At 42.3% G+C, this 18,882-nt stretch carries 18 protein-coding genes; 10 read left to right on the top strand and 8 right to left on the bottom strand.

Annotated elements, in window-relative coordinates:
* Nucleotides 1-2: 2 nt before the first annotated feature.
* From B3B27_RS02035 to B3B27_RS02025, 3 genes are all read left to right on the top strand, one after another.
* Nucleotides 3-1,232, top strand: a complete 1,230-nt coding sequence (locus tag B3B27_RS02035; RefSeq protein WP_238868192.1) for a glycosyltransferase family 4 protein — start codon at nt 3-5, stop codon at nt 1,230-1,232.
* Nucleotides 1,225-1,968 (top strand): glycosyltransferase family 2 protein, encoded by a 744-nt coding sequence (locus tag B3B27_RS02030; RefSeq protein ID WP_238868193.1) that lies wholly within the window; start codon nt 1,225-1,227, stop codon nt 1,966-1,968. The genes B3B27_RS02035 and B3B27_RS02030 overlap by 8 nt, the downstream gene beginning before the upstream one ends.
* Before the next feature lie 227 nt (nt 1,969-2,195).
* Nucleotides 2,196-2,735 carry an RNA methyltransferase gene (locus B3B27_RS02025; RefSeq protein WP_238868194.1) on the top strand — a complete coding sequence of 180 codons (540 nt, stop codon included), beginning with the start codon at nt 2,196-2,198 and terminating at the stop codon, nt 2,733-2,735.
* 111 nt (nt 2,736-2,846) lie between these two features.
* On the opposite strand, the gene B3B27_RS02020 is transcribed toward B3B27_RS02025, so the two are convergent.
* The 7 genes from B3B27_RS02020 to B3B27_RS01990 form a co-directional block, all read right to left on the bottom strand.
* Nucleotides 2,847-3,590 carry a UDP-2,3-diacylglucosamine diphosphatase gene (locus B3B27_RS02020; RefSeq protein ID WP_238868195.1) on the bottom strand — a complete coding sequence of 248 codons (744 nt, stop codon included), beginning with the start codon at nt 3,588-3,590 and terminating at the stop codon, nt 2,847-2,849.
* A 31-nt stretch (nt 3,591-3,621) separates the two neighbouring features.
* Nucleotides 3,622-3,939, bottom strand: a complete 318-nt coding sequence (locus B3B27_RS02015; protein ID WP_238868196.1) for a metal-sulfur cluster assembly factor — start codon at nt 3,937-3,939, stop codon at nt 3,622-3,624.
* A 49-nt stretch (nt 3,940-3,988) separates the two neighbouring features.
* Complete coding sequence (gene radC, locus B3B27_RS02010) at nt 3,989-4,678, bottom strand: RadC family protein (protein ID WP_238868197.1); 690 nt, start codon at nt 4,676-4,678, stop codon at nt 3,989-3,991.
* Nucleotides 4,679-4,826: 148 nt separating this feature from the next.
* Complete coding sequence (gene efp / locus B3B27_RS02005; RefSeq protein ID WP_238868198.1) at nt 4,827-5,393, bottom strand: elongation factor P; 567 nt, start codon at nt 5,391-5,393, stop codon at nt 4,827-4,829.
* Nucleotides 5,394-5,483: 90 nt separating this feature from the next.
* Nucleotides 5,484-5,870 (bottom strand): GtrA family protein, encoded by a 387-nt coding sequence (locus B3B27_RS02000; protein WP_238869532.1) that lies wholly within the window; start codon nt 5,868-5,870, stop codon nt 5,484-5,486.
* A 141-nt stretch (nt 5,871-6,011) separates the two neighbouring features.
* A complete protein-coding gene (locus B3B27_RS01995; protein ID WP_238868199.1) occupies nt 6,012-7,322 on the bottom strand; it encodes an NCS2 family permease in 1,311 nt (436 codons plus the stop codon).
* A gap of 18 nt (nt 7,323-7,340) precedes the next feature.
* Nucleotides 7,341-8,051, bottom strand: a complete 711-nt coding sequence (locus tag B3B27_RS01990; RefSeq protein ID WP_238868200.1) for a DUF5020 family protein — start codon at nt 8,049-8,051, stop codon at nt 7,341-7,343.
* A 161-nt stretch (nt 8,052-8,212) separates the two neighbouring features.
* Between B3B27_RS01990 and cysS the strand changes: the two genes are divergently transcribed.
* From cysS to B3B27_RS01955, 7 genes are all read left to right on the top strand, one after another.
* Nucleotides 8,213-9,691: a cysteine--tRNA ligase gene (cysS, locus tag B3B27_RS01985; protein WP_238868201.1), complete on the top strand. Its 1,479-nt coding sequence runs from the start codon at nt 8,213-8,215 to the stop codon at nt 9,689-9,691.
* A gap of 421 nt (nt 9,692-10,112) precedes the next feature.
* The gene (locus B3B27_RS01980; RefSeq protein ID WP_286832726.1) at nt 10,113-11,342 is read left to right on the top strand and encodes a 3-phosphoshikimate 1-carboxyvinyltransferase; all 1,230 of its coding nucleotides are present in this window, start codon (nt 10,113-10,115) and stop codon (nt 11,340-11,342) included.
* 6 nt (nt 11,343-11,348) lie between these two features.
* The gene (locus tag B3B27_RS01975) at nt 11,349-11,780 is read left to right on the top strand and encodes a phospholipase (protein ID WP_238868203.1); all 432 of its coding nucleotides are present in this window, start codon (nt 11,349-11,351) and stop codon (nt 11,778-11,780) included.
* 14 nt (nt 11,781-11,794) lie between these two features.
* Nucleotides 11,795-12,622: a metal ABC transporter permease gene (locus B3B27_RS01970; RefSeq protein ID WP_238868204.1), complete on the top strand. Its 828-nt coding sequence runs from the start codon at nt 11,795-11,797 to the stop codon at nt 12,620-12,622.
* A gap of 441 nt (nt 12,623-13,063) precedes the next feature.
* Nucleotides 13,064-15,340: a tetratricopeptide repeat protein gene (locus B3B27_RS01965; RefSeq protein ID WP_286846767.1), complete on the top strand. Its 2,277-nt coding sequence runs from the start codon at nt 13,064-13,066 to the stop codon at nt 15,338-15,340.
* Between the two features lie 61 nt (nt 15,341-15,401).
* Nucleotides 15,402-15,983: a non-canonical purine NTP diphosphatase gene (locus tag B3B27_RS01960; protein ID WP_238868206.1), complete on the top strand. Its 582-nt coding sequence runs from the start codon at nt 15,402-15,404 to the stop codon at nt 15,981-15,983.
* A gap of 61 nt (nt 15,984-16,044) precedes the next feature.
* Nucleotides 16,045-17,106: an oxidoreductase gene (locus B3B27_RS01955; RefSeq protein WP_238868207.1), complete on the top strand. Its 1,062-nt coding sequence runs from the start codon at nt 16,045-16,047 to the stop codon at nt 17,104-17,106.
* 137 nt (nt 17,107-17,243) lie between these two features.
* On the opposite strand, the gene B3B27_RS01950 is transcribed toward B3B27_RS01955, so the two are convergent.
* The gene (locus B3B27_RS01950) at nt 17,244-18,839 is read right to left on the bottom strand and encodes a hypothetical protein (RefSeq protein ID WP_286846765.1); all 1,596 of its coding nucleotides are present in this window, start codon (nt 18,837-18,839) and stop codon (nt 17,244-17,246) included.
* Nucleotides 18,840-18,882 lie beyond the last annotated feature (43 nt).

Below are 18,882 nucleotides of genomic sequence, written 5' to 3'. Positions count from 1 at the left end.
ATATGAACATTCTCATTGTAAGCACATCAGACATTTACGGCGGGGCAGCTTTGGCAGCATTCAGGCTAATGAGAGCACTAAATTCCGGTGGAGAAAATGTTAAAATGCTTGTCCGGGATAAAAGGTCAAATGACCCTGATGTGTTTGTGGTTGGCAACCAACTCAAAAGCAGATGGAATTTTTATTTTGAACGGGGAGCGATTTTTTTACAAAACCGTTTCTCAAAAGAAAACTTATTCGACGTTTCTATCGCCAACACTGGCTGCTCAATTACAGAGCTACCCTTATTCAGGGAGGCCGATGTTATTCATCTGCATTGGATTAATCAAGGGATGCTATCCGTAAATGAAATTGAAAAGATCATTGCCTCCGGCAAAAAGGTGGTGTGGACAATGCACGATATGTGGCCGTTCACCGGAATCTGCCACCATGCGGTTACTTGCATTAACTACGAGAGGTCATGCGGTTTGTGCCCCTATTTAGTATCAGCATCGCCTGAAGATCTGTCACACAGTATTTTTCTGAAAAAACAAGCCATCTACGGAAATGGGAAAATCACTTTTGTGGCCTGCAGCAACTGGCTCAAAGAACTTGCAATCAGAAGTCCGCTAACGCAAGGACATACGGTAGTATCCATACCTAATCCCATAAATACTGATGAGTATTGCCAAAAAAACAAATTTGAAGCGCTCAAAAGGCTCAATCTGCCCGTTGACAGGAAAATTGTGCTGTTTGCAGCAGTAAAAGCATCTGATCCCAGAAAAGGGATTCACTGTCTGCTCGAGGCAAGCCGAATACTTGCAAAGAATCACAACAACATACTGTTCATCATTGCCGGCGGCAACGGTGAAGAATTGGAGGAAAAGCTTTCGCTCCCTGCTATTGACTTGGGACTTATTCCGCCTAATAAAATGGTTGATGCCTATAACGCTGCCGATCTGTTTGTAACACCATCGTTACAGGAGAACCTGCCCAATACCCTCATGGAGGCAATGGCATGCGGAACACCCTGTGTAGGGTTCAATACAGGTGGTATTCCCGAGATGATCTTACACGGTGAAAACGGTTACGTAGCCAAATACAAAGACGCCGGAGACCTGGCAAACGGGATATTATGGACTCTTTATAAGGCCGATTACGCAACACTATCATCCAACGCACGCAAAAAAGCACTTAAAGATTACAATGAATCACTGATAGCACAACAGTACATCGATATATATCATGCTTAAACTTTCTGTCATAACTGTTACCTTCAATGCCGAAATGACTCTGGAACGAACACTGAAAAGCGTTCAGGAGCAAACATATCATAACATTGAGCACGTGATTGTAGATGGAGCGTCAAAAGACGATACACCGATGCTCATCAGTCGATATTCAAATGAGAAGATGAAATGGATGAGCGAGCCGGATAAAGGATTATACGACGCAATGAACAAGGCTGTAGCAATGGCATCGGGCGATTATATCTGTTTTCTGAACGCCGGTGATACCTTTTTTGAAAAGGAAACGGTAGAAAAAATGATGCAATCTTTTAAGGAGAAGGCTTCTCCCGATATTCTCTACGGAGAGACTGCCATTGTAAATGGAGAGGGTGAATTTTTACATATGCGCCGGCTGAAAGCTCCTGACAGACTCTCTTGGAAGAGTTTCAAAATGGGAATGGTAGTGTGTCATCAGGCATTTTTTGTGAAACGGATACTCTTTGAGCCTTACGATATTTCATACCGATTCTCCTCCGATTTCGACTGGTGCATTCGAATGATGAAAAAGGCTGCATCAATTTACAACACTCGCAGTACGCTCATCAACTATCTTAACGAAGGAATGACTACTGCCAACCGTAAAGCATCTCTAAGAGAACGGTACCGTATCATGGTGAAATATTACGGCCACCTGTCAACCTTGCTTCATCATGCATGGTTTGTTATAAGGGCTGTTATAAAACGCGATGGGAAAAAGTGATTTAATATTGAGAAATACCTTCTCTGTTTACTTTATTTATGCCTCTTTGGCCTTTGAAAAGGTAACTGAGTATTTGGAAAGACCATTTGAAATAACAGGAGGATGCGTGCGAATGTTTATCTACGAAAAGGCTATCGAGTGTTGGAAATGACGGATTGATACGATAGAGATGTTTGAGATGATTGAAAACAACAGCATGATAATGAATAAATCTGATGTTTAGTAAAATGAAAAGACGAAAACTTAAGGTTGAAGAGCTGAATCGTATAAGTATTGAGGAGTTTCAGGCTGCTGAGAAAATTCCCCTGGTAATAGTACTTGATAACGTACGCAGCAGGAACAATATAGGTTCTGTTTTTCGCACAAGCGATGCTTTCAGAGTCAAGGAGATATTACTTTGCGGTATAACCGCAACACCACCCGATGCCGAAATCCACAAGACTGCTCTCGGTTCCGAAGACTCAGTAAAGTGGCGCTATTTTGAAAAAACATTATCGGCCGTTCAGCAACTGCGATCTGAAGGCTATACAATCTTCTCCGTTGAGCAGGCTGAGAACAGTCTCTCATTGGAATCAACGGAGTTGGACAAAAACAAAAAATATGCTGTTGTCTTCGGACACGAAGTTTACGGTGTGCAACAATCAGTTATCGATGCTTCGGACGGGTGTATCGAGATCCCGCAATATGGCACCAAGCACTCTCTCAATGTGTCGGTTGCTGCAGGTATTGTAATATGGGATTTTTTCAAAAAAATTTTGCATCCCTAAAATTACACTGCATGAATTGAAGTTCGCCATGTGCGAAGGCCCATTATATGTTTACCGGGGATATAGCTTCGTAAATCTCGGTACATCAGTTAAAAAGGATAAAACTGATATTTAAGAGTCGTACCTCTCTAGCCTTAAGGTTTTCCCGTTGAATACTGCATAGGAGAAGTATGTTATCCAGTCCCCAAGCATAATTACTTTAGAGCTCTCTGCTATGGGCAGTTCAAGCAATATATGGCGGTGTCCGAAAATAAAGTAATCAATATCAGGAACTTCACTCAGTTTCTGTTTTGCAAAGTTGACAAGATTCTCCTTTTCCTCGCCCAGGTAGGGCTGCACTCCGCCGTAGAGGCGGCTGCTATTCGACCAGGCATGTGCCATCGGTATGGTCCACCTTGGGTGAATAGCCGAAAAACATCTCCTGAGGAATTTGCTGTGGAACACTTTTCTAAGCAGGCGAAACGACCTGGAGTTATCCCCCAGCCCATCGCCGTGAGCAAGAAAAAATTTCTTTCCTTCTATTTCGGTTATAAAAGGTTCGAAATGCAGAATTAGCCCACACTCTTCTGAAAGGTAGTCGGTTAACCATATATCGTGGTTCCCAATAAAAAAATGGACCTCCACCCCTGAATCGGTCACCTCTGCCAGCTTTCCCAAAACACGAGTAAACCCTTTAGGTACAACATACCTGTATTCATACCAGTAGTCAAATATATCACCCATCAGATAAATCGCCTGGGCATCCTGTCTTGCGAAATCAAGCCAACGACACAGCTTCCGTTCCGTCTCAAAGGAATCGTTATGCGATTTTGATCCTAAATGGGCATCAGCGAGGAAATATATCTTTTTATCCACTGTTAATGATTCTGCAAATTTCCACACCAGATTACATCATTCCCAGCTCCAGAAGAGCCTCTTCACTCATCATCGAACGATCCCACGGCGGATCGAAGGTAAGATTGATGTCCACCTTTTTCACCTCCTGTATCGATTCAACTTTCAACTGCACATCCATAAGGATAAAATCTGCAGCCGGACAAGCGGGCGATGTAAATGTCATTTCTATTGTTACATTGCTATCATCATCTACATCCACATCGTAGATCATACCCAGATCATAGATATTCACGGGAATTTCGGGATCATACACCGTACGGAGCATCACCACTATTTTATCTTGTATCGCCTGTATCTTTTCGTTCATAATTCATTTTTTATTATTAAACCGAATTCCGGGCAAATTGTTTCTTTAATCAGATAATTCCTTCATCTGCATAACTGAAATAAGTTTCCCCGCATACTATAATATGATCCAACAGCATGATATCCATCAATTGAGCAGCATCTTTCAGCTTTTTTGAAATATGAGTATCCTGAGGGCTAGGACGGCAATTCCCGGAGGGATGATTATGCCCAAGTATTATACCTGATGCATAATGATTTAGCGCCTCTCGAAGAATCAGACGGATATCCACAACGGTCCCCGAAATACCTCCCCTGCTGACCTGCATTGTGGTAAGTACCTTGTTTGACCGGTCTGTAAGCAAAGCCCACGTCTCTTCATGGTTCAGATCGGAAAGAATTGGAAAGAAATGTTCATGTGCATCGCGTGATGATACTATTTTTCTTCTGTCGGAGATATCCGTATTTTTCCTTCGCCTCCCCAATTCGAGAGCCGAGATAACTGTAACTGCCTTGGCTTCACCTATTCCACGGAAGTTCCGCACCAGGTCGGCCACACTCATACGGGCAAGATTATTCAAATCGTTGTCGGCTTTAAGCAGAATTCGTTTACTCAGTTCTACCGCACTCTCCCTGTCATTACCAGAGCCAATCAATATAGCAAGTAGCTCTGAATCGGAGAGCGCCGATACCCCTTTCATCACTAATTTTTCCCTTGGACGATCTTCCTCTGCCCACTGTTTGATACTTAACCTGTTCATGTTATTATATTTCCGGATTGTAACAGAACAAATGTACGAATAAAAATCATAATGGGAAGGGGACGGCAGTTTTAAAACAAAAGAGGACGGACATTTTCTTTCATGTTCGTCCTCTCTAATACGAAGTTATTTAAATGTTTACTAAGAATCACTCTCTCACACGTTCCACATAGGATCCGTTTCGTGTATCAACTTTTATTTTTTCACCTGTGTTTACAAAAAGTGGCACACGCACCTCAGCACCTGTTTCAACGGTTGCAGGCTTCAAGGCGTTTGTTGCGGTATCGCCTTTTATTCCTGGCTCGGTATAGGTAACCTCAAGCACAACATGCAGAGGCATTTCTGCTGTAAGAATAGTCCCGCTTTCGGCATGGATCTGCACATCCACTATATCACCTTCTTTTAAGAACTGCACTCCTTCAATCTGCTCTTCAGGGATGGGTATTTGCTCAAATGTTTCGGTATTCATGAAATTATATCCCATATCGTCGCGGTAGAGATACTGAAAAGGGCGACGTTCTATACGTACCTCATCCACCCTTACCCCCGAGTTGAATGTCTTTTCAAGCACGCGTCCGGTAGTCACATTTTTAAGTTTTGTACGAACGAAAGCTGCCCCTTTACCTGGTTTCACATGCAGAAATTCCACAATAAAAAAATACTGCCCATCCAAATCGATGCACATCCCGTTCCTGAAATCAGCAGTTGTTGCCATAAAATATTGTCAGTGTTAGTATTACTTATTATTAATTGATTCAGAGCGCAAAAGTAATTATTTCATCTGTAAAAAGCAAATGAAAATGCTTTAGCATTTATTAAAGGTGAAGAAATAGTTTGCAACGAAGTTCCACAGGGTTACGAATGCAGTAGCGATAGCTTTAGATATGTAGAAGTTTATCTTCCCCTTTTCGTGAAGTAGATAAAGAAACAGGTTATTCAATCCTAGGCCAATCACCGAAACTAGGAAAAAAGATAAATATTCAAGTCCCACATCAGGATTTTCGCTTTCAAATGTCCAGATTCTGTTCAAAACATAGTTGGATGTGGCTGCCAGCATAAAACCGATTGAATTGGAAAGAAATTTATTCCACTTTAACTTCTCCTTGCACATCCATGTAAAGAAAAAATCGATCACCGTACCCGACAATCCTACCACGCCAAATTTAAGAAACTTTAAAAACAAATCTATCATCATTCAAAAACTTTATTAATCGGTTTTTCCATTAAAAAAAGATACCAGATGAAGCCTGTACCTAACTACCGTTTTCTGCAAAAATAAAAAGTAAGTCCCGGTAAAACGAATTTTACAGGACTTACTTTCATTAATAGTTATTTATAGCACATTCATCGCATCCAATACCATCTTCACAATAAACAACACAAATATCACCCACATGGTCGTGGAGATCTGCCTGAATTTTCCGCTCAGCGCTTTCAGGAAGACAAAAGATAGCATGCCGAACACGATACCCTGGGCAATACTGAAAGCAAAAGGCATCATCACAATGGTAAGGAAAGCCGGCAGGGCTTCTGTCATATCATGGAAATTGATCTTTACAACTGAAGTTATCATGAACAGCCCAACCAGTATAAGCGCTGGAGCAGTAGCTGAGGCAGGAACCATTAGGAACAGCGGGGCGAGAAACAACGCCAGTGCAAACATTACAGCCGTGGAGAGAGCGGTCAGCCCGGTGCGTCCTCCCACAGCTACGCCAGAAGCACTCTCAACGTATGAGGTAACTGTACTTGTTCCCAGAACAGCACCAAAGGTTGTGCCAAGAGCATCGGCAAAAAGGGCACGTTTAATTTGCGGAAAGCTCCCTTCGTTGTCAGTAAGCCCAATCTTAGAAGCAACTCCCAAAAGGGTTCCAATGGTATCGAAGAGATTTACAAAAAGGAATGTAAACACTACGATCAGCATATCGGGTGTAAAGATATTGTGCCATTCAAACTTCATAAAGATTGGTGATATATCGGGAGGGAGAGCAACAATGCCTCCTTCGGGCAGGTGGACCAGTCCCAGCAAGCCTGCAAAAATTGTAGCGACAATAATCCCTATAAGGAACGCCCCGTGTACTTTTTTATGATACAATACCGCTGTAAGTATAAGTCCCGCCGAAGCGACCCATATATGGGGGTTAGACATCGCCCCAAGGGTTAGCATGGTGTTTTCATCTTTCACAATCAATCCCGCGTTCTGCAGCCCAAGAAAGGTAATGAAAAGGCCTATTCCTACTGGAATAGCATTTTTGATTGAACCCGGAATACTCTTCACTATCAGTTCCCGCACATTAAAGAACGTGAGGATAACAAAAATAATCCCTTCTATAAAAACTGCAGTAAGGGCCATCTGCCAAGAATAGCCGAGCCCTAACACTACTGAAAAGGCGAAGAAAGAGTTAAGCCCCATACCGGGTGCCTGTGCCACCGGCAGATTAGGGATGAACGCCATAAACATGGTTCCCAGTACGCTAGCTAATGCCGTTGCCGTAAAAAGTGCTGCCTTGTCCATACCCGATGCGCTCAGGATATTTGGGTTCACTATTAAAATATAAGACATGGTGAGAAAAGTTATGATCCCCGCCACAATCTCGGTACGAACAGTCGTCTTGTGTGCTTTTAGCTTAAATAATTTTTCCAACATAGATTCTTATATTAAACTTCAGAAAGTCCATTTAGTTGCCAGCGTTGGGATGGCATAAAAATTCTCAAGTCGCACAAAATTGTAGCTTATCTCCACTTCGCTCCCAACAGAAAAATTGGGAGTGACATTGTACCATATCTGCGGTTCGCTCAGCAAAACCAGCCTTTTCCCCGATTCAACACCTGTACGGTCTTTGTTCTCGGACCACAAGTCGAAAAATCCGGAAAGCGAAAGCTTGCTATCAGCCAGCAACGAGTTCCATGTAAAGGTCCACTGTGCGTCGTGACTCACCTCCTGAAACGAATTCAGCTTGTATGCCACGTATGTGTTCATGTGGAAATTACCCAACTGAAAGGGGTATCCCAAACCTCCCAGATAAGCAGCAGGAATGGAAAAGCCAATACCTGTACCTTTTACCAGTCCCAGGCCCCCATTATATTCTATATGGGGAAAAAGCGGAAAATCGCCTATCTTAAATTCACGGGCTATCTCTGCATAAACCAATCCCGGGTTCCTTTTATCGAAACTAAAATCAAAGTCCACAAACATAAAAGTATTCCCCCACCGGTCGGGTTTAAACATTTCAAATGTAGCCGTAAGATAATTGACAGGGGCAACTTCATCGCCGTAAAATGAATGGCGGGGATCGAAATGCAGTTGTAGATTCTGCGCCTCAATCACAACCGCAACAGAAAGGATTGCAAGGGAAAGAAAGATCTTCCTGAACATACTGTAGTTGTTTTGATGAGTTAAACAAAAATAAATCGCAAAAGTAATAAAAAACGCAAAACAACACCGGTTACAGAAGACTTTTTTTCCTTTTTTATACCAAATGCCGTTATTACCGCTTAAATTTGTAATTTTGCCTTTTTAAAAAACTAGCCGGTAAAATGAACGAAGAAAAAGCAAAAAGTTTGGTAATCTACAACACATTAAGCAGGACAAAAGAAGTTTTTAAGCCACTGCATCCTCCTCTCGTGGGTATGTATGTATGCGGCCCCACTGTGTATAGTGATATCCACCTTGGGAACTGCCGTACATTCATCTCTTTCGATATGATATACAGATATCTGCTTCACCTCGGATACAGAGTGCGCTATGTACGCAATATTACAGATGCGGGGCATCTTGAAGGCGACCGTGATGAAGGAGAGGATAAATTTGCCAAAAGGGCCAGGATAGAACAACTTGAGCCGATGGAGATTGTACAAAAGTACACCATCGGATTTCATGAAGTACTCTCACTCTTCAACACTCTTCCGCCAAATATTGAGCCCACCGCCACCGGACATATCATTGAGCAGGTAGAGATGATAAAAGAGATTATGGCTGCAGGGTTTGCTTATGAGGTGAACGGATCAGTCTACTTCGACGTAGAAAAATACAGCCGTCACCACGACTACGGAATGCTTACAAACAGAAAACTGGAAGATCTGCTGGAAGGTACTCGCGAACTGAGCGGACAGGATGAAAAACGGGGAAGGCTTGATTTTGCACTATGGATAAAAGCAAATCCGGAAACTCTTATGCAGTGGCCTTCACCATGGGGCCAGGGTTTCCCGGGCTGGCATATCGAATGTTCAGCCATGAGCACCAAATACTTAGGTACTTCGTTCGATATTCATGGTGGCGGAATGGACCTTCAGGCAACTCACCACACCAATGAGATTGCTCAATCGGTAGCCTGCAATCACACTGAGCCTGTAAAGTACTGGGTTCACACCAATATGCTCACCGTAAATGGTACACGTATGTCCAAAACGGCGGGAAACGGTTTTTTGCCAAGGGAGCTGTTCACCGGTAGCCATCCATTGCTGGAAAGAGGTTATTCACCCATGACCGTACGTTTCTTTATGGCTCAGTCTCATTACCGGAGCACACTCGATTTCTCCAACGAGGCTCTTCAGGCATCAGAAAAAGGATATAAAAAATTGATGGAGAGCTTCTCAACAATAGAGAAGATAGAGCCTTCACCCTCCTCTTCGGTAAACATCGCCGATCTGGAAGACAGATGCTACGCTGCCATGAACGACGACTTTAACAGCCCCGTGCTGATTGCCCATCTGTTCGATGGAGTACGTATTATCAACTCAGCGTACGATAAAACAGAATCTCTCACTGCCGATGATCTGGCAGCACTGAAAAGGGTTATGCACACCTTTGTTTTTGAAGTATTAGGGTTGGTGGATGAGTCAAAAAGCGTGGCAGGAAGTAATGTGATTGACAATCTTATGAAGTTGATTCTTGATATAAGAGAGACTGCCCGTGAAAACAAAGACTGGGCTACTTCAGATAAGATACGTGACGAACTGAAAGCCGCAGGCGTGGAGATAAAGGACACCAAACAAGGTGTTGAATGGAGAATGTAAGACAGAATATGTATATCTGGACAGGATATTAAACAATTGAGAAAGCATTATATTGCGCCCTAAACCTAAAATATCAAAAATAATTATTTATAATATAAATACCTTTTTGGCAATTGATATTAAAATAGATTTTCAGAGGAGACTCAAGGCATTGAATGTAGAAAGTAAGATAAACAGAGTATGACGAAAACCGGGATAGTGGTATTCATAGTGAAAAGAGATGCAGAAAAGAGATGCAAGGTCAAAACAATATTCAAAGCAGAAGAGTGTAAATAACATCAACAACCGATTGCCAATATTTCACAAGGCGGAAAAATTAATTAAATGAATTTAAACAACGTAAAAGCGAAAAGAAACAGCTGAACCTTCGTTTTAAAGTATTATTTTTGTATTATATATCAGTGATAAAAGTCGCACAGAGATGCAATTACAATATAAATTGTTTCCACCCGGCTCAATCCGGGTCACAGTACAGCTCCCCTCTTCTAAGAGCATGAGCAACAGAGCTCTTATTCTCAATGCATTGAGTTTGAGCGATAATCCTATCAGGAATCTTTCCGATTGCGAAGACACGCAAGTGCTTATAGATGCTTTCAACTCCGACTCCAACGTGTTCGACGTTAAGGGGGCCGGCACCGCAATGAGGTTTCTGACTGCTTTTCTAGCGGGGATGGAGGGCGAATGGATCGTAAAGGGGTCAAAAAGAATGCATGAGCGCCCCATTCATCCTCTTGTAGAGACTCTCATAGCGCTGGGAGCAGAGATTGAATATCTCGAGAAAGAGGGATTTCCACCTCTCAAGATAAAGGGGCGAAAACTCAAGGGTGGCGAAGTGTATCTCTCCGGAAATATCAGTTCTCAATTCATATCGGCACTACTTATGGTTGCCCCTCTGATGGAAAAGGGACTGACCATGCATATCGAGAAAGAAATAGTCTCCAGGCCTTATATCGACCTTACTCTGAACATGATGGAGAAATGTGGCGTTCATGCCAAGTGGGATGGTAATGATATAACAGTCAAGCACCAAGCCTACAAGCCAATTGAGCATGTGGTGGAGGCAGACTGGACCGCTGCTTCCTATTGGTATGAAATGGTTTCCCTGCTTCCAGGTTCTGAGGTAAAGCTGAATGGGCTGAAGAAAAAGAGTCTCCAGGGCGATGCCAATGTGGCTAATCTTTTCGGCGACCTGGGTGTAACAACTGATTTTGTTTCGGATGGTATTATCATTCGTAATTCAAAGAGAAAAACGAGAAAATTTTTTCACGACTTTGTAAATGAACCTGATCTAGCACAAACTTTTGCGGCTACCTGTTGTTTTATGGGTATACCATTTCTTTTCTCAGGTATCCAGAGCCTGAAGATCAAAGAGACTGATCGTGTGCAGGCATTGATCAATGAGTTGGAAAAGCTTGGATATCTGCTTAATGAAACTGAAATAGGCATGCTTGAATGGGACGGAACGCGATGTTCTCCCGTAAAAGAGCCGTCTATAGACACCTACGATGACCATCGTATGGCTATGTCCTTTGCTCCGGGTGCAATCATTTTAGACACACTGATTATTAATGACCCAAATGTGGTTTCCAAATCGTATCCCAATTTCTGGGAAGATTTAAAATATGCAGGATTTAGAATAGAAGAAAGGTAACTGATTATGCAAAGTTTATTTGTTTTTGCCGGCATCATAGTTTTTTTCATCATAGCACTTGCTGTATCCAACAGCTTACAGCGCAAAAAGGGTAATACGAAGGAGCGGGAAGCCACTCCCCCCTATATCGACTTAAGTGGAGGCGGTTGTTGCGGAGCGCACGAAGTGTGCGAAAAAGACAGCCTTATAGCTGCCTTCGAGGAGAAACCGGAATATTTTGACGACGAGGAACTTGATAAATACTCAAACCGCGACTCTTCAAAATATGCCACAAACGAGATAGAGGAGTTTCGTGAGGTGTTCTACTCTGTTCTTGATGAGGAGAAACCACGCTGGATAAGAAGCCTTCAGATGAGAGGAATTTCCGTTCCCGATCAGATGAAAGATGAAGTGCTTATGATAGTAAATGATCTTAGAGCACAAAAAATGCATGCCTGACAGGGAATAAAGAGATGAATATCATTGAACTGTTTCAGTATGCTTTCTTCAGGAATGCACTTTTGGGAAGCCTTTTCGCAAGCATTGCCTGTGGAATCATAGGTACTTATGTAGTTACAAGACGACTGGTATTCATCAGTGGCGGCATTACACATGCATCATTCGGGGGATTGGGAATAGGTTTTTATTTTGGTCTTCCTCCTGTTTTGTCGGCTATGGCCTTCTCTGTTTTTTCAGCTTTCGGCATCCAGTGGCTATCAAGCAAGCAAGACGTTCGTGAAGACTCTGCCATTGCCGTCTTCTGGTCGCTGGGAATGGCAATAGGAATAGTACTTACTTTTCTTACCCCGGGGTATGCCCCTAACCTGTCGGAATACCTTTTCGGCAACATCCTTACTATTACACGAGCCGATATTGTTTCTCTGTTTGTTTTATCACTTGTTCTCCTGCTTTTCTTTGTACTGTTTTATCATTCTATTGTATCAGTATCGTTCGACACCGAATTTGCCCGTACCCGGCGTCTACCCACCCAATTTATTGAATATACGATGATGCTCTTTATCGCTGTTACCATTGTCCTGAGCATCCGCCTTGTGGGAATTGTGCTGCTTATGTCGCTTATCACCGTCCCGCAGATGACCGCCAACCTGTTCACTGTAAGCTATTCAAAAATTATCTCACTCTCTGTCCTGTTCAGTTTTGTGGGATGTGTTACCGGCTTGCTTCTCTCTTATTACCTGAACGTTCCCTCCGGAGCATTTATCATTTTTATACTGATCTTGATATTTTTTATCGGGAGAACCTTAAAACTCATTTTAAAAAACAAAAACAGGAATAATTAAAAACACGATAAGCATAGAAATGCTATTTAATCCATTAACTATCTGAGAATATGCTTTGCCGAATCTCAGTAGCCTTTCTTTTCGATTGTCAGTTGTTAAATAAACATTAACCTAAATAAAAGTCCCCTCCGATAAGTTTTTTATACACATAATGCACAAAATCACATACTTATTTTTAGCATGTTGCAATCCGTTAATATCGGTTTTCGGGGTTTTCGTGACAATCTCAAGTTTCGATATTGAAAAGCCTAAAACTTTAAGAAACTTATATGGCATACACAATAAAACAGTGTTTTTAGTGTTATTTACATAGAACAACGCCATATCGATATAAAACATATACTCCTCGCTGCTATCCAGCGAAAATCTACTAATATTGAACAAAGTAAATATCCTTATATCGAACACGCGTTGCAATAATTATTCATTTTAAACCGGTGAGTGAAATTAAAAGACAAAATCTGCATAGTTATCTCGGGATCTCTCTGTATAGCCCTCATTTTCGGGTGTTCTACCAAAAAGAATACCCCAGTCACACGTGCCTATCACGAGCTAACCACCCGCTACAACGTTTTTTTTAATGCACAGCAGGCCTATAATGAAGCACTGGCAAATCAGGTGGAAAATTTATCTGACAATTATTATAAACTACTCCCGTTTTACCCCTTGGAAACAATACAGGGGAAGACAACACCAGGCGGACCGTTTGATGGCGTGATTGATAAAACCACAAAAGCCATTCGGGAGCACTCTATTTCAACTAAACCGCGCCGCATCTCCTCAAAGAGATACTCGAAAGAGCAGTTACAGTGGTTTCGACAGGAGGAGTATAATCCCTTTATGAAAAATGCCTGGCTGCTTATGGGAAAAGCCTTTGTGCAGAACCGCGACTATGAAGAGGCGTTATCGGTTTTCGGTCAGATCATACGCTTATACAAGGATGATGCCGATGTGAAGTTTGAAACAGAGATCTGGATGTTGCGTATATACACTGAGATGAACAGGACGTACGATGCAGACAATATGGCCTATGTTTTGAAGCTGAAAACGGTTCCTACTCATTTAAACACTATTTTCACAGAGACTTACACACTCTATCTGCTTCATAAAAAAGAGTACGCCAATGCTATCCCTTACCTGAAAAGAGCAATCAGTACCGAGAAAAATCACAAACAGCAAAAACGGCTGCAATTCCTTCTCGGGCAGGTTTATGCAATTCTTGGCGAGAACAAAAATGCTTACCAAGCATTCGAAAAAGTAAAAGGGCTCACTACCCCTTATAATCTTTTGCTGAATGCCACAGTTTACCAGACTGCCCTTTCTACCGGAAAGCAACAGCACAAAAGTCATGGAGAGTGGATAAACCTAGCTAAGAGAGAAGTCAACAAAGACACTACCGCAACGGCTTATAAGCTCTATAAGATATACAGTGAACTAGGTAGTGATTATCTCTCTCAAACACTATATCAAGGACTGACAGAAGAGAAACCAAATAAAAAGGAGACCACATTATCTTCCTTGCCTGCACCCCAAAGCAGGGTATCTCTTTTTACCTACCCTGAAGAGGAGTTGTATCAAAAAGCATATGAGGCTTATAAAAAAGGAGTTACCGCAAGTGTGCATAATGCTTTTGAAGAATTCATCGTTAAACATCCCGGATCGGGATTAATGCCTCAGTTCCTTCTGCTTAACGCACTATCTTACGCGCAAACAGGCAATGTGGCACAGACAAATGAATATTTGAACAAGCTTCTTGAAAGCTTTCCGGACTCAGATGCGGCTCCTATTGCCGAAAACATAGTGGAAGCGATATCGCAAGGCCGGACATTGGCAGACAACGCTTCCATGTATGTTGAGTGGAATAACGATTCGGCCGGCTCTCTCAATCAAAAAAAAGTAAAATTTGAGAACACCCTGTTCAGTAACGATAAAAAAGGGCTGCACCTTTTCCTCCTCTTATTTACACATAACTACACTGGTAAAAACAGGCTCCTTTTCGCAACGGCAAATTTCAATTTTTCACACTTCAGCTATCGCCGGTTTAATCTTTCTTTCATCCCTCTCATTAAGATGGAGGCGCTCAGTGTTCAGCCCTTTAACTCTTTTGAAGAAGCTTCACAATATGCACAAACAATATTATCTGATTCCATTTTTATATCTGCGTTGACTAAGGAAGTTTTTCCCGTAGTAATCTCCGAAGAGAACATCTCCTTACTGCAAATCCCGGAAGATATTGAAGAGTATCTTACCTTCTGCCGGGAGTATTTAAATACTTCACCGGCAAGAGTTCAGCAGACTGAAATGATTGTAAAAGCAGAAACAGGTGAAAATTTCGCACAAAAAGAGGAAAAGATTGTACCTTTGGATAGACGGAGTATCCCTGTGGGGGAAGGTTCGGTGAAACCGATCCGGCAAACAGACCGAATTACACCCGATGAGTTGAAACTGAGGCTCGAAGTGAAGGCCGCTGAGGCGATCCGGCAGAACAGGAAAGCCACGGAATCCGCCAGCAGAAAAGCTTTACAGAAAAAACGGGAACGTGAAAGAAAAGAAAAGATCAGGCAACGGGAACAGGAACTGAAGAGAAGGCAGCGCTTGCGTGAAATCGAATTAAAACAACGTGAACGGGAAAGAGATTTAAAAATTCGGAAACAGGAGGGTACCCGGAGAGAGAAGCTCAATGAAAGAGAGGCACTATTGCGTAATCAGAAAAAATAAACAGTTAATAAAAGCATAAACATCGTTTTCATTTGCTTATATGAATATGAATAGTCAACGTATGAAACAAATTGTTTTTGCAACAAACAACAGCCATAAACTCGACGAGATCAGAAAAATTATTAACGGAAGACTGCAAATCCTCAGTCTTTCCGATATTAACTGTCACAACGAGATAGAAGAGACCGGGGGAACCCTTGAAGAGAACGCCCTTATCAAAGCCAGATTCGTTAGAGAAATGTTTGGATACGACTGCTTTGCCGACGATTCAGGACTGGAGGTGGAAGCACTTGGTGGAGCTCCCGGCGTTTACTCATCGCGTTATGCAGGTGAAGGGTGCAATTCTATCGACAATATGAATAAACTGCTCCTGGCATTGCAGGGATTGGGAAACCGCATGGCACAATTTCGCACCGTAATAGCTTTGGTTATCAATGGAGAAGAGCACCTGTTTGAAGGAGTAATAAAGGGACAAATCATTGAGGAAAAGCGTGGGAAAAGCGGTTTTGGTTACGATCCTGTATTTGTCCCCCTTGGTTATGATCAAACCTTTGCCGAACTGGGCAACGACATTAAAAACAGCATCAGCCATCGGGCCATTGCCACTCAAAAACTGGTCGATTTTCTGCTGAAGCAAGAGTAACACTCTCTTTTTATTGAAAAATTCCCTATCTTTGAGAACTTAACAAATAAATTTATAACCTATGTCAACCAATATTCGTACAGGCATCATCGGCTACGGACTCTCCGGCCGCGTGTTTCATGCACCTTTCATCGACGTTGTGGAAGGCTTTGAACTTTCAAAAATAAGCACATCAAATCCCGGAAGGCAGGCCCTGGTAGAAGAACGATACCCAATCACAACAGTTGTTCCCAACGGAAAAGGGATCATCGATGATCCAGAGATAGATCTCGTAATCGTTACCTCTCCCAATACCGGTCATTTCCGTTGGGCAAGAGAAGCGTTGCTGGCTGGTAAGCATGTTGTGGTTGAAAAGCCTTTTACTATAAATGTAGCAGAAGCAAACGAGCTTATTGAGATTGCGGAACGACAAAAAAAGATCTTGACAGTTTACCACAATCGCCGTTTCACCAGCGACACCAAGACTGTAAAAAAACTACTTGAAAGCGGAATATTGGGAGAAATTGTTGACTATGAGACCCATTTCGACCGATACCGAACTGAACAACGTCCTAATGGGGCTTGGCGTGAAGAACCTCTTCCCGGATCGGGCATCTTCTACGATCTGGGTTCTCACCTTATCGACCAAGCCTTGTGGTTTTTCGGCATGCCTGCAGCAGTAACGGCGCAAATCGACTCACAGCGGCCTTGGGCAAAGGCTGACGACCATTTCGACGTGCGCCTCCACTATTCCAATTTCATCGCTACTCTGAAATCTGGAATGATCTGCCGGATACCTGGACCCACCTATATGCTTCACGGCACTAAAGGGTCGTTCGTCAAGTATGGGCTCGACGTGCAGGAGGCAACACTCGACAGCGGTATAATACCCTCCGGAAAAGATTGGGGGCGTGAACCGGATAACATCTGGGGCTCCATCAACATCGAATATAAGGGAGTGAAAATACAGGGAAAAGTAGAAAGTGAGCACGGCGATTATCGCGATTATTTCATCAATCTGCGTGATGCTATCAACGGTGAAGCCGAACTGGCCGTAAAACCGGAAGAGGCACGCAACGTAATGAGGATCATTGAACTTGCATTCCAGAGTAGCAAGGAGAGAAGGACCATCAAAGTCTTGTAATAGCTATGACAATCAGGGAAGATGTTAAATTGTTATTTCAACATCTTCCCTTCACCATTTTGAAAGTGTGTTTCATTACTATAAAAATGAAACGCTTTCGTATTTAACCTTCTGTCCCGATAATGCCAGCAACTTAATTATTTTCTTTCTGAATTGATTTGTTCTATTCTGATAAAGGCCAAATCCGTTTTATCAAAATCAGAAACAGTAAAGGTAAAAACACTGTTTGTCTCTGAGAAAAATTTCTCAATTTTTTTTTCTTCTTTGGAGGTATATACCTTAATGGCATATTTCCCGGGCATGGTTACAGAACATTGGATAGCTACATCTTCGTTCTTAGCCCCTTCTAAATTATCAGTAATTTCAATGCCGGTAAGGTCGTATATCAGAGCAAGCGTTTTTCCGCCATCTAAATTCAAGTGGCTGATTTTTATATTATCGTCTTTTGCCGTCAGCACAGCATATCCAGGTCCCGGTAGACCCGGGTAAATAATGTCTACATTACTGGTGATATTTGAAAATATTCTCGTCAATGCTTCTCTTTCTGTTACTTTATTTGGCAGTTCTTCTCTTACCTCTCCGTAACAATACACTCCAAATCCTTGCGCAGCACGTTCAAGTGTTTGTGCTGTGAATCGGCGGAAGTAAGGCAAGGAATTGAAAGATCCTATCCCAATCTCTGATGGTATGAGTACAGGCAGTCTGTAATTATACATATTTCCGTAATGTATGTCTAACCCCAAAAGAGCTTTTTCTCCCCAATGTTTATAAAGCATTGTACCTATAGCATCTAAGTTCCCGTCGGCATAAGTGGCAGCACTGGTCCCGGTCATTTCTACTCTTTTCGGGTCATTGGCTTCCGCTTGTCCCGCATCTAAATTAAAAGAGATAATTTTATAGGGGTCGCCTTCGTGATAGGCAGTTGTAAATTGTTTCCACCACCAATCCATAGCATCTTTCTTAAAGAGCGCATAATCTGTTTTGTTTGTCTTTAGCTTCCATTCTTCGTAGAGTGCTGATGTAACCGGATTAAAGTCGCTTTCATCCAAAAAGCTAAATCCTTCCTCGTTCCCCAACTGAATGCCCAATACTGTTGGATCGTCGCGATAATGTACCGCCAGTTTATATAACATGCGACGAATACGGTGAAATATTTCGGGATGCCCGTAAACGTGCAGCGGACGAATTCCGCCATCTTCGAGCAAACTCTTAATATCTTTATATACTTTTCCGTTTCGTTTTGGCCATTGCATTGTATAATTGGCCGAATCTCTATTGTCGAGGTGAAAAGTCCATGCTGTCTCAGGTTTTTCAGTCGGCACTTTGTCACGCTGGGCATGGAGAAACAGTATCCATTTAATTTTGAGTCCTTGCTTTGCGGCAGCATTTGTTACTTTATCGGAAAAGCTGAAGTCGAATTTATTATCCTGTGTTTCAATATCTTCCCAATGCAACATAACATAAGCGGTATTAGCTCCAATCCCCTTCATATCAGCAAACACCTTGTTGTAATCCGTATCCGGGTGGTAGCGTGTGTCCCAATAGCCTGTTTCTATAGCTTTTATGAAGAATGGCTGCATCACACCATTTTCTTTTGACATGTAAACAACTTTCTTGTTAGTAAGGCGTACTAATGAAAATGGTGCGTTAACTGTGTCTTTGTGCTCATAATCTGTTATGATTGCCGATTTTGGAGCAAACGGAGTCATAAAAGGAATTTCTTTGCTCATCATAGACTGAGCGCTGACTGCCAGGGATAAAATTAATCCGGCGACT

It is taken from the genome of Proteiniphilum sp. UBA5463 (assembly GCF_002427225.1).
GTDB lineage: Bacteria > Bacteroidota > Bacteroidia > Bacteroidales > Dysgonomonadaceae > Proteiniphilum > Proteiniphilum propionicum.
The sequence above is the reverse complement of the archived record's forward strand: the minus strand, read 5'-3'. Positions and strand labels throughout refer to the sequence as shown.

Bases quoted from the DNA above. Each gene is read 5' to 3' on its own strand.
- B3B27_RS02035 (WP_238868192.1), top strand. From the start codon at position 3: ATGAACATTCTCATTGTAAGCACATCAGACATTTACGGCGGGGCAGCT.
- B3B27_RS02030 (WP_238868193.1), top strand. From the start codon at position 1,225: ATGCTTAAACTTTCTGTCATAACTGTTACCTTCAATGCCGAAATGACT.
- B3B27_RS02025 (WP_238868194.1), top strand. From the start codon at position 2,196: ATGAAAAGACGAAAACTTAAGGTTGAAGAGCTGAATCGTATAAGTATT.
- B3B27_RS02015 (WP_238868196.1), bottom strand. From the start codon at position 3,939: ATGAACGAAAAGATACAGGCGATACAAGATAAAATAGTGGTGATGCTC.
- radC (WP_238868197.1), bottom strand. From the start codon at position 4,678: ATGAACAGGTTAAGTATCAAACAGTGGGCAGAGGAAGATCGTCCAAGG.
- efp (WP_238868198.1), bottom strand. From the start codon at position 5,393: ATGGCAACAACTGCTGATTTCAGGAACGGGATGTGCATCGATTTGGAT.
- B3B27_RS02000 (WP_238869532.1), bottom strand. From the start codon at position 5,870: ATGATAGATTTGTTTTTAAAGTTTCTTAAATTTGGCGTGGTAGGATTG.
- B3B27_RS01995 (WP_238868199.1), bottom strand. From the start codon at position 7,322: ATGTTGGAAAAATTATTTAAGCTAAAAGCACACAAGACGACTGTTCGT.
- B3B27_RS01990 (WP_238868200.1), bottom strand. From the start codon at position 8,051: ATGTTCAGGAAGATCTTTCTTTCCCTTGCAATCCTTTCTGTTGCGGTT.
- cysS (WP_238868201.1), top strand. From the start codon at position 8,213: ATGAACGAAGAAAAAGCAAAAAGTTTGGTAATCTACAACACATTAAGC.
- B3B27_RS01980 (WP_286832726.1), top strand. From the start codon at position 10,113: ATGCAATTACAATATAAATTGTTTCCACCCGGCTCAATCCGGGTCACA.
- B3B27_RS01975 (WP_238868203.1), top strand. From the start codon at position 11,349: ATGCAAAGTTTATTTGTTTTTGCCGGCATCATAGTTTTTTTCATCATA.
- B3B27_RS01970 (WP_238868204.1), top strand. From the start codon at position 11,795: ATGAATATCATTGAACTGTTTCAGTATGCTTTCTTCAGGAATGCACTT.
- B3B27_RS01960 (WP_238868206.1), top strand. From the start codon at position 15,402: ATGAAACAAATTGTTTTTGCAACAAACAACAGCCATAAACTCGACGAG.
- B3B27_RS01955 (WP_238868207.1), top strand. From the start codon at position 16,045: ATGTCAACCAATATTCGTACAGGCATCATCGGCTACGGACTCTCCGGC.
- B3B27_RS01950 (WP_286846765.1), bottom strand. From the start codon at position 18,839: ATGATGAGCAAAGAAATTCCTTTTATGACTCCGTTTGCTCCAAAATCG.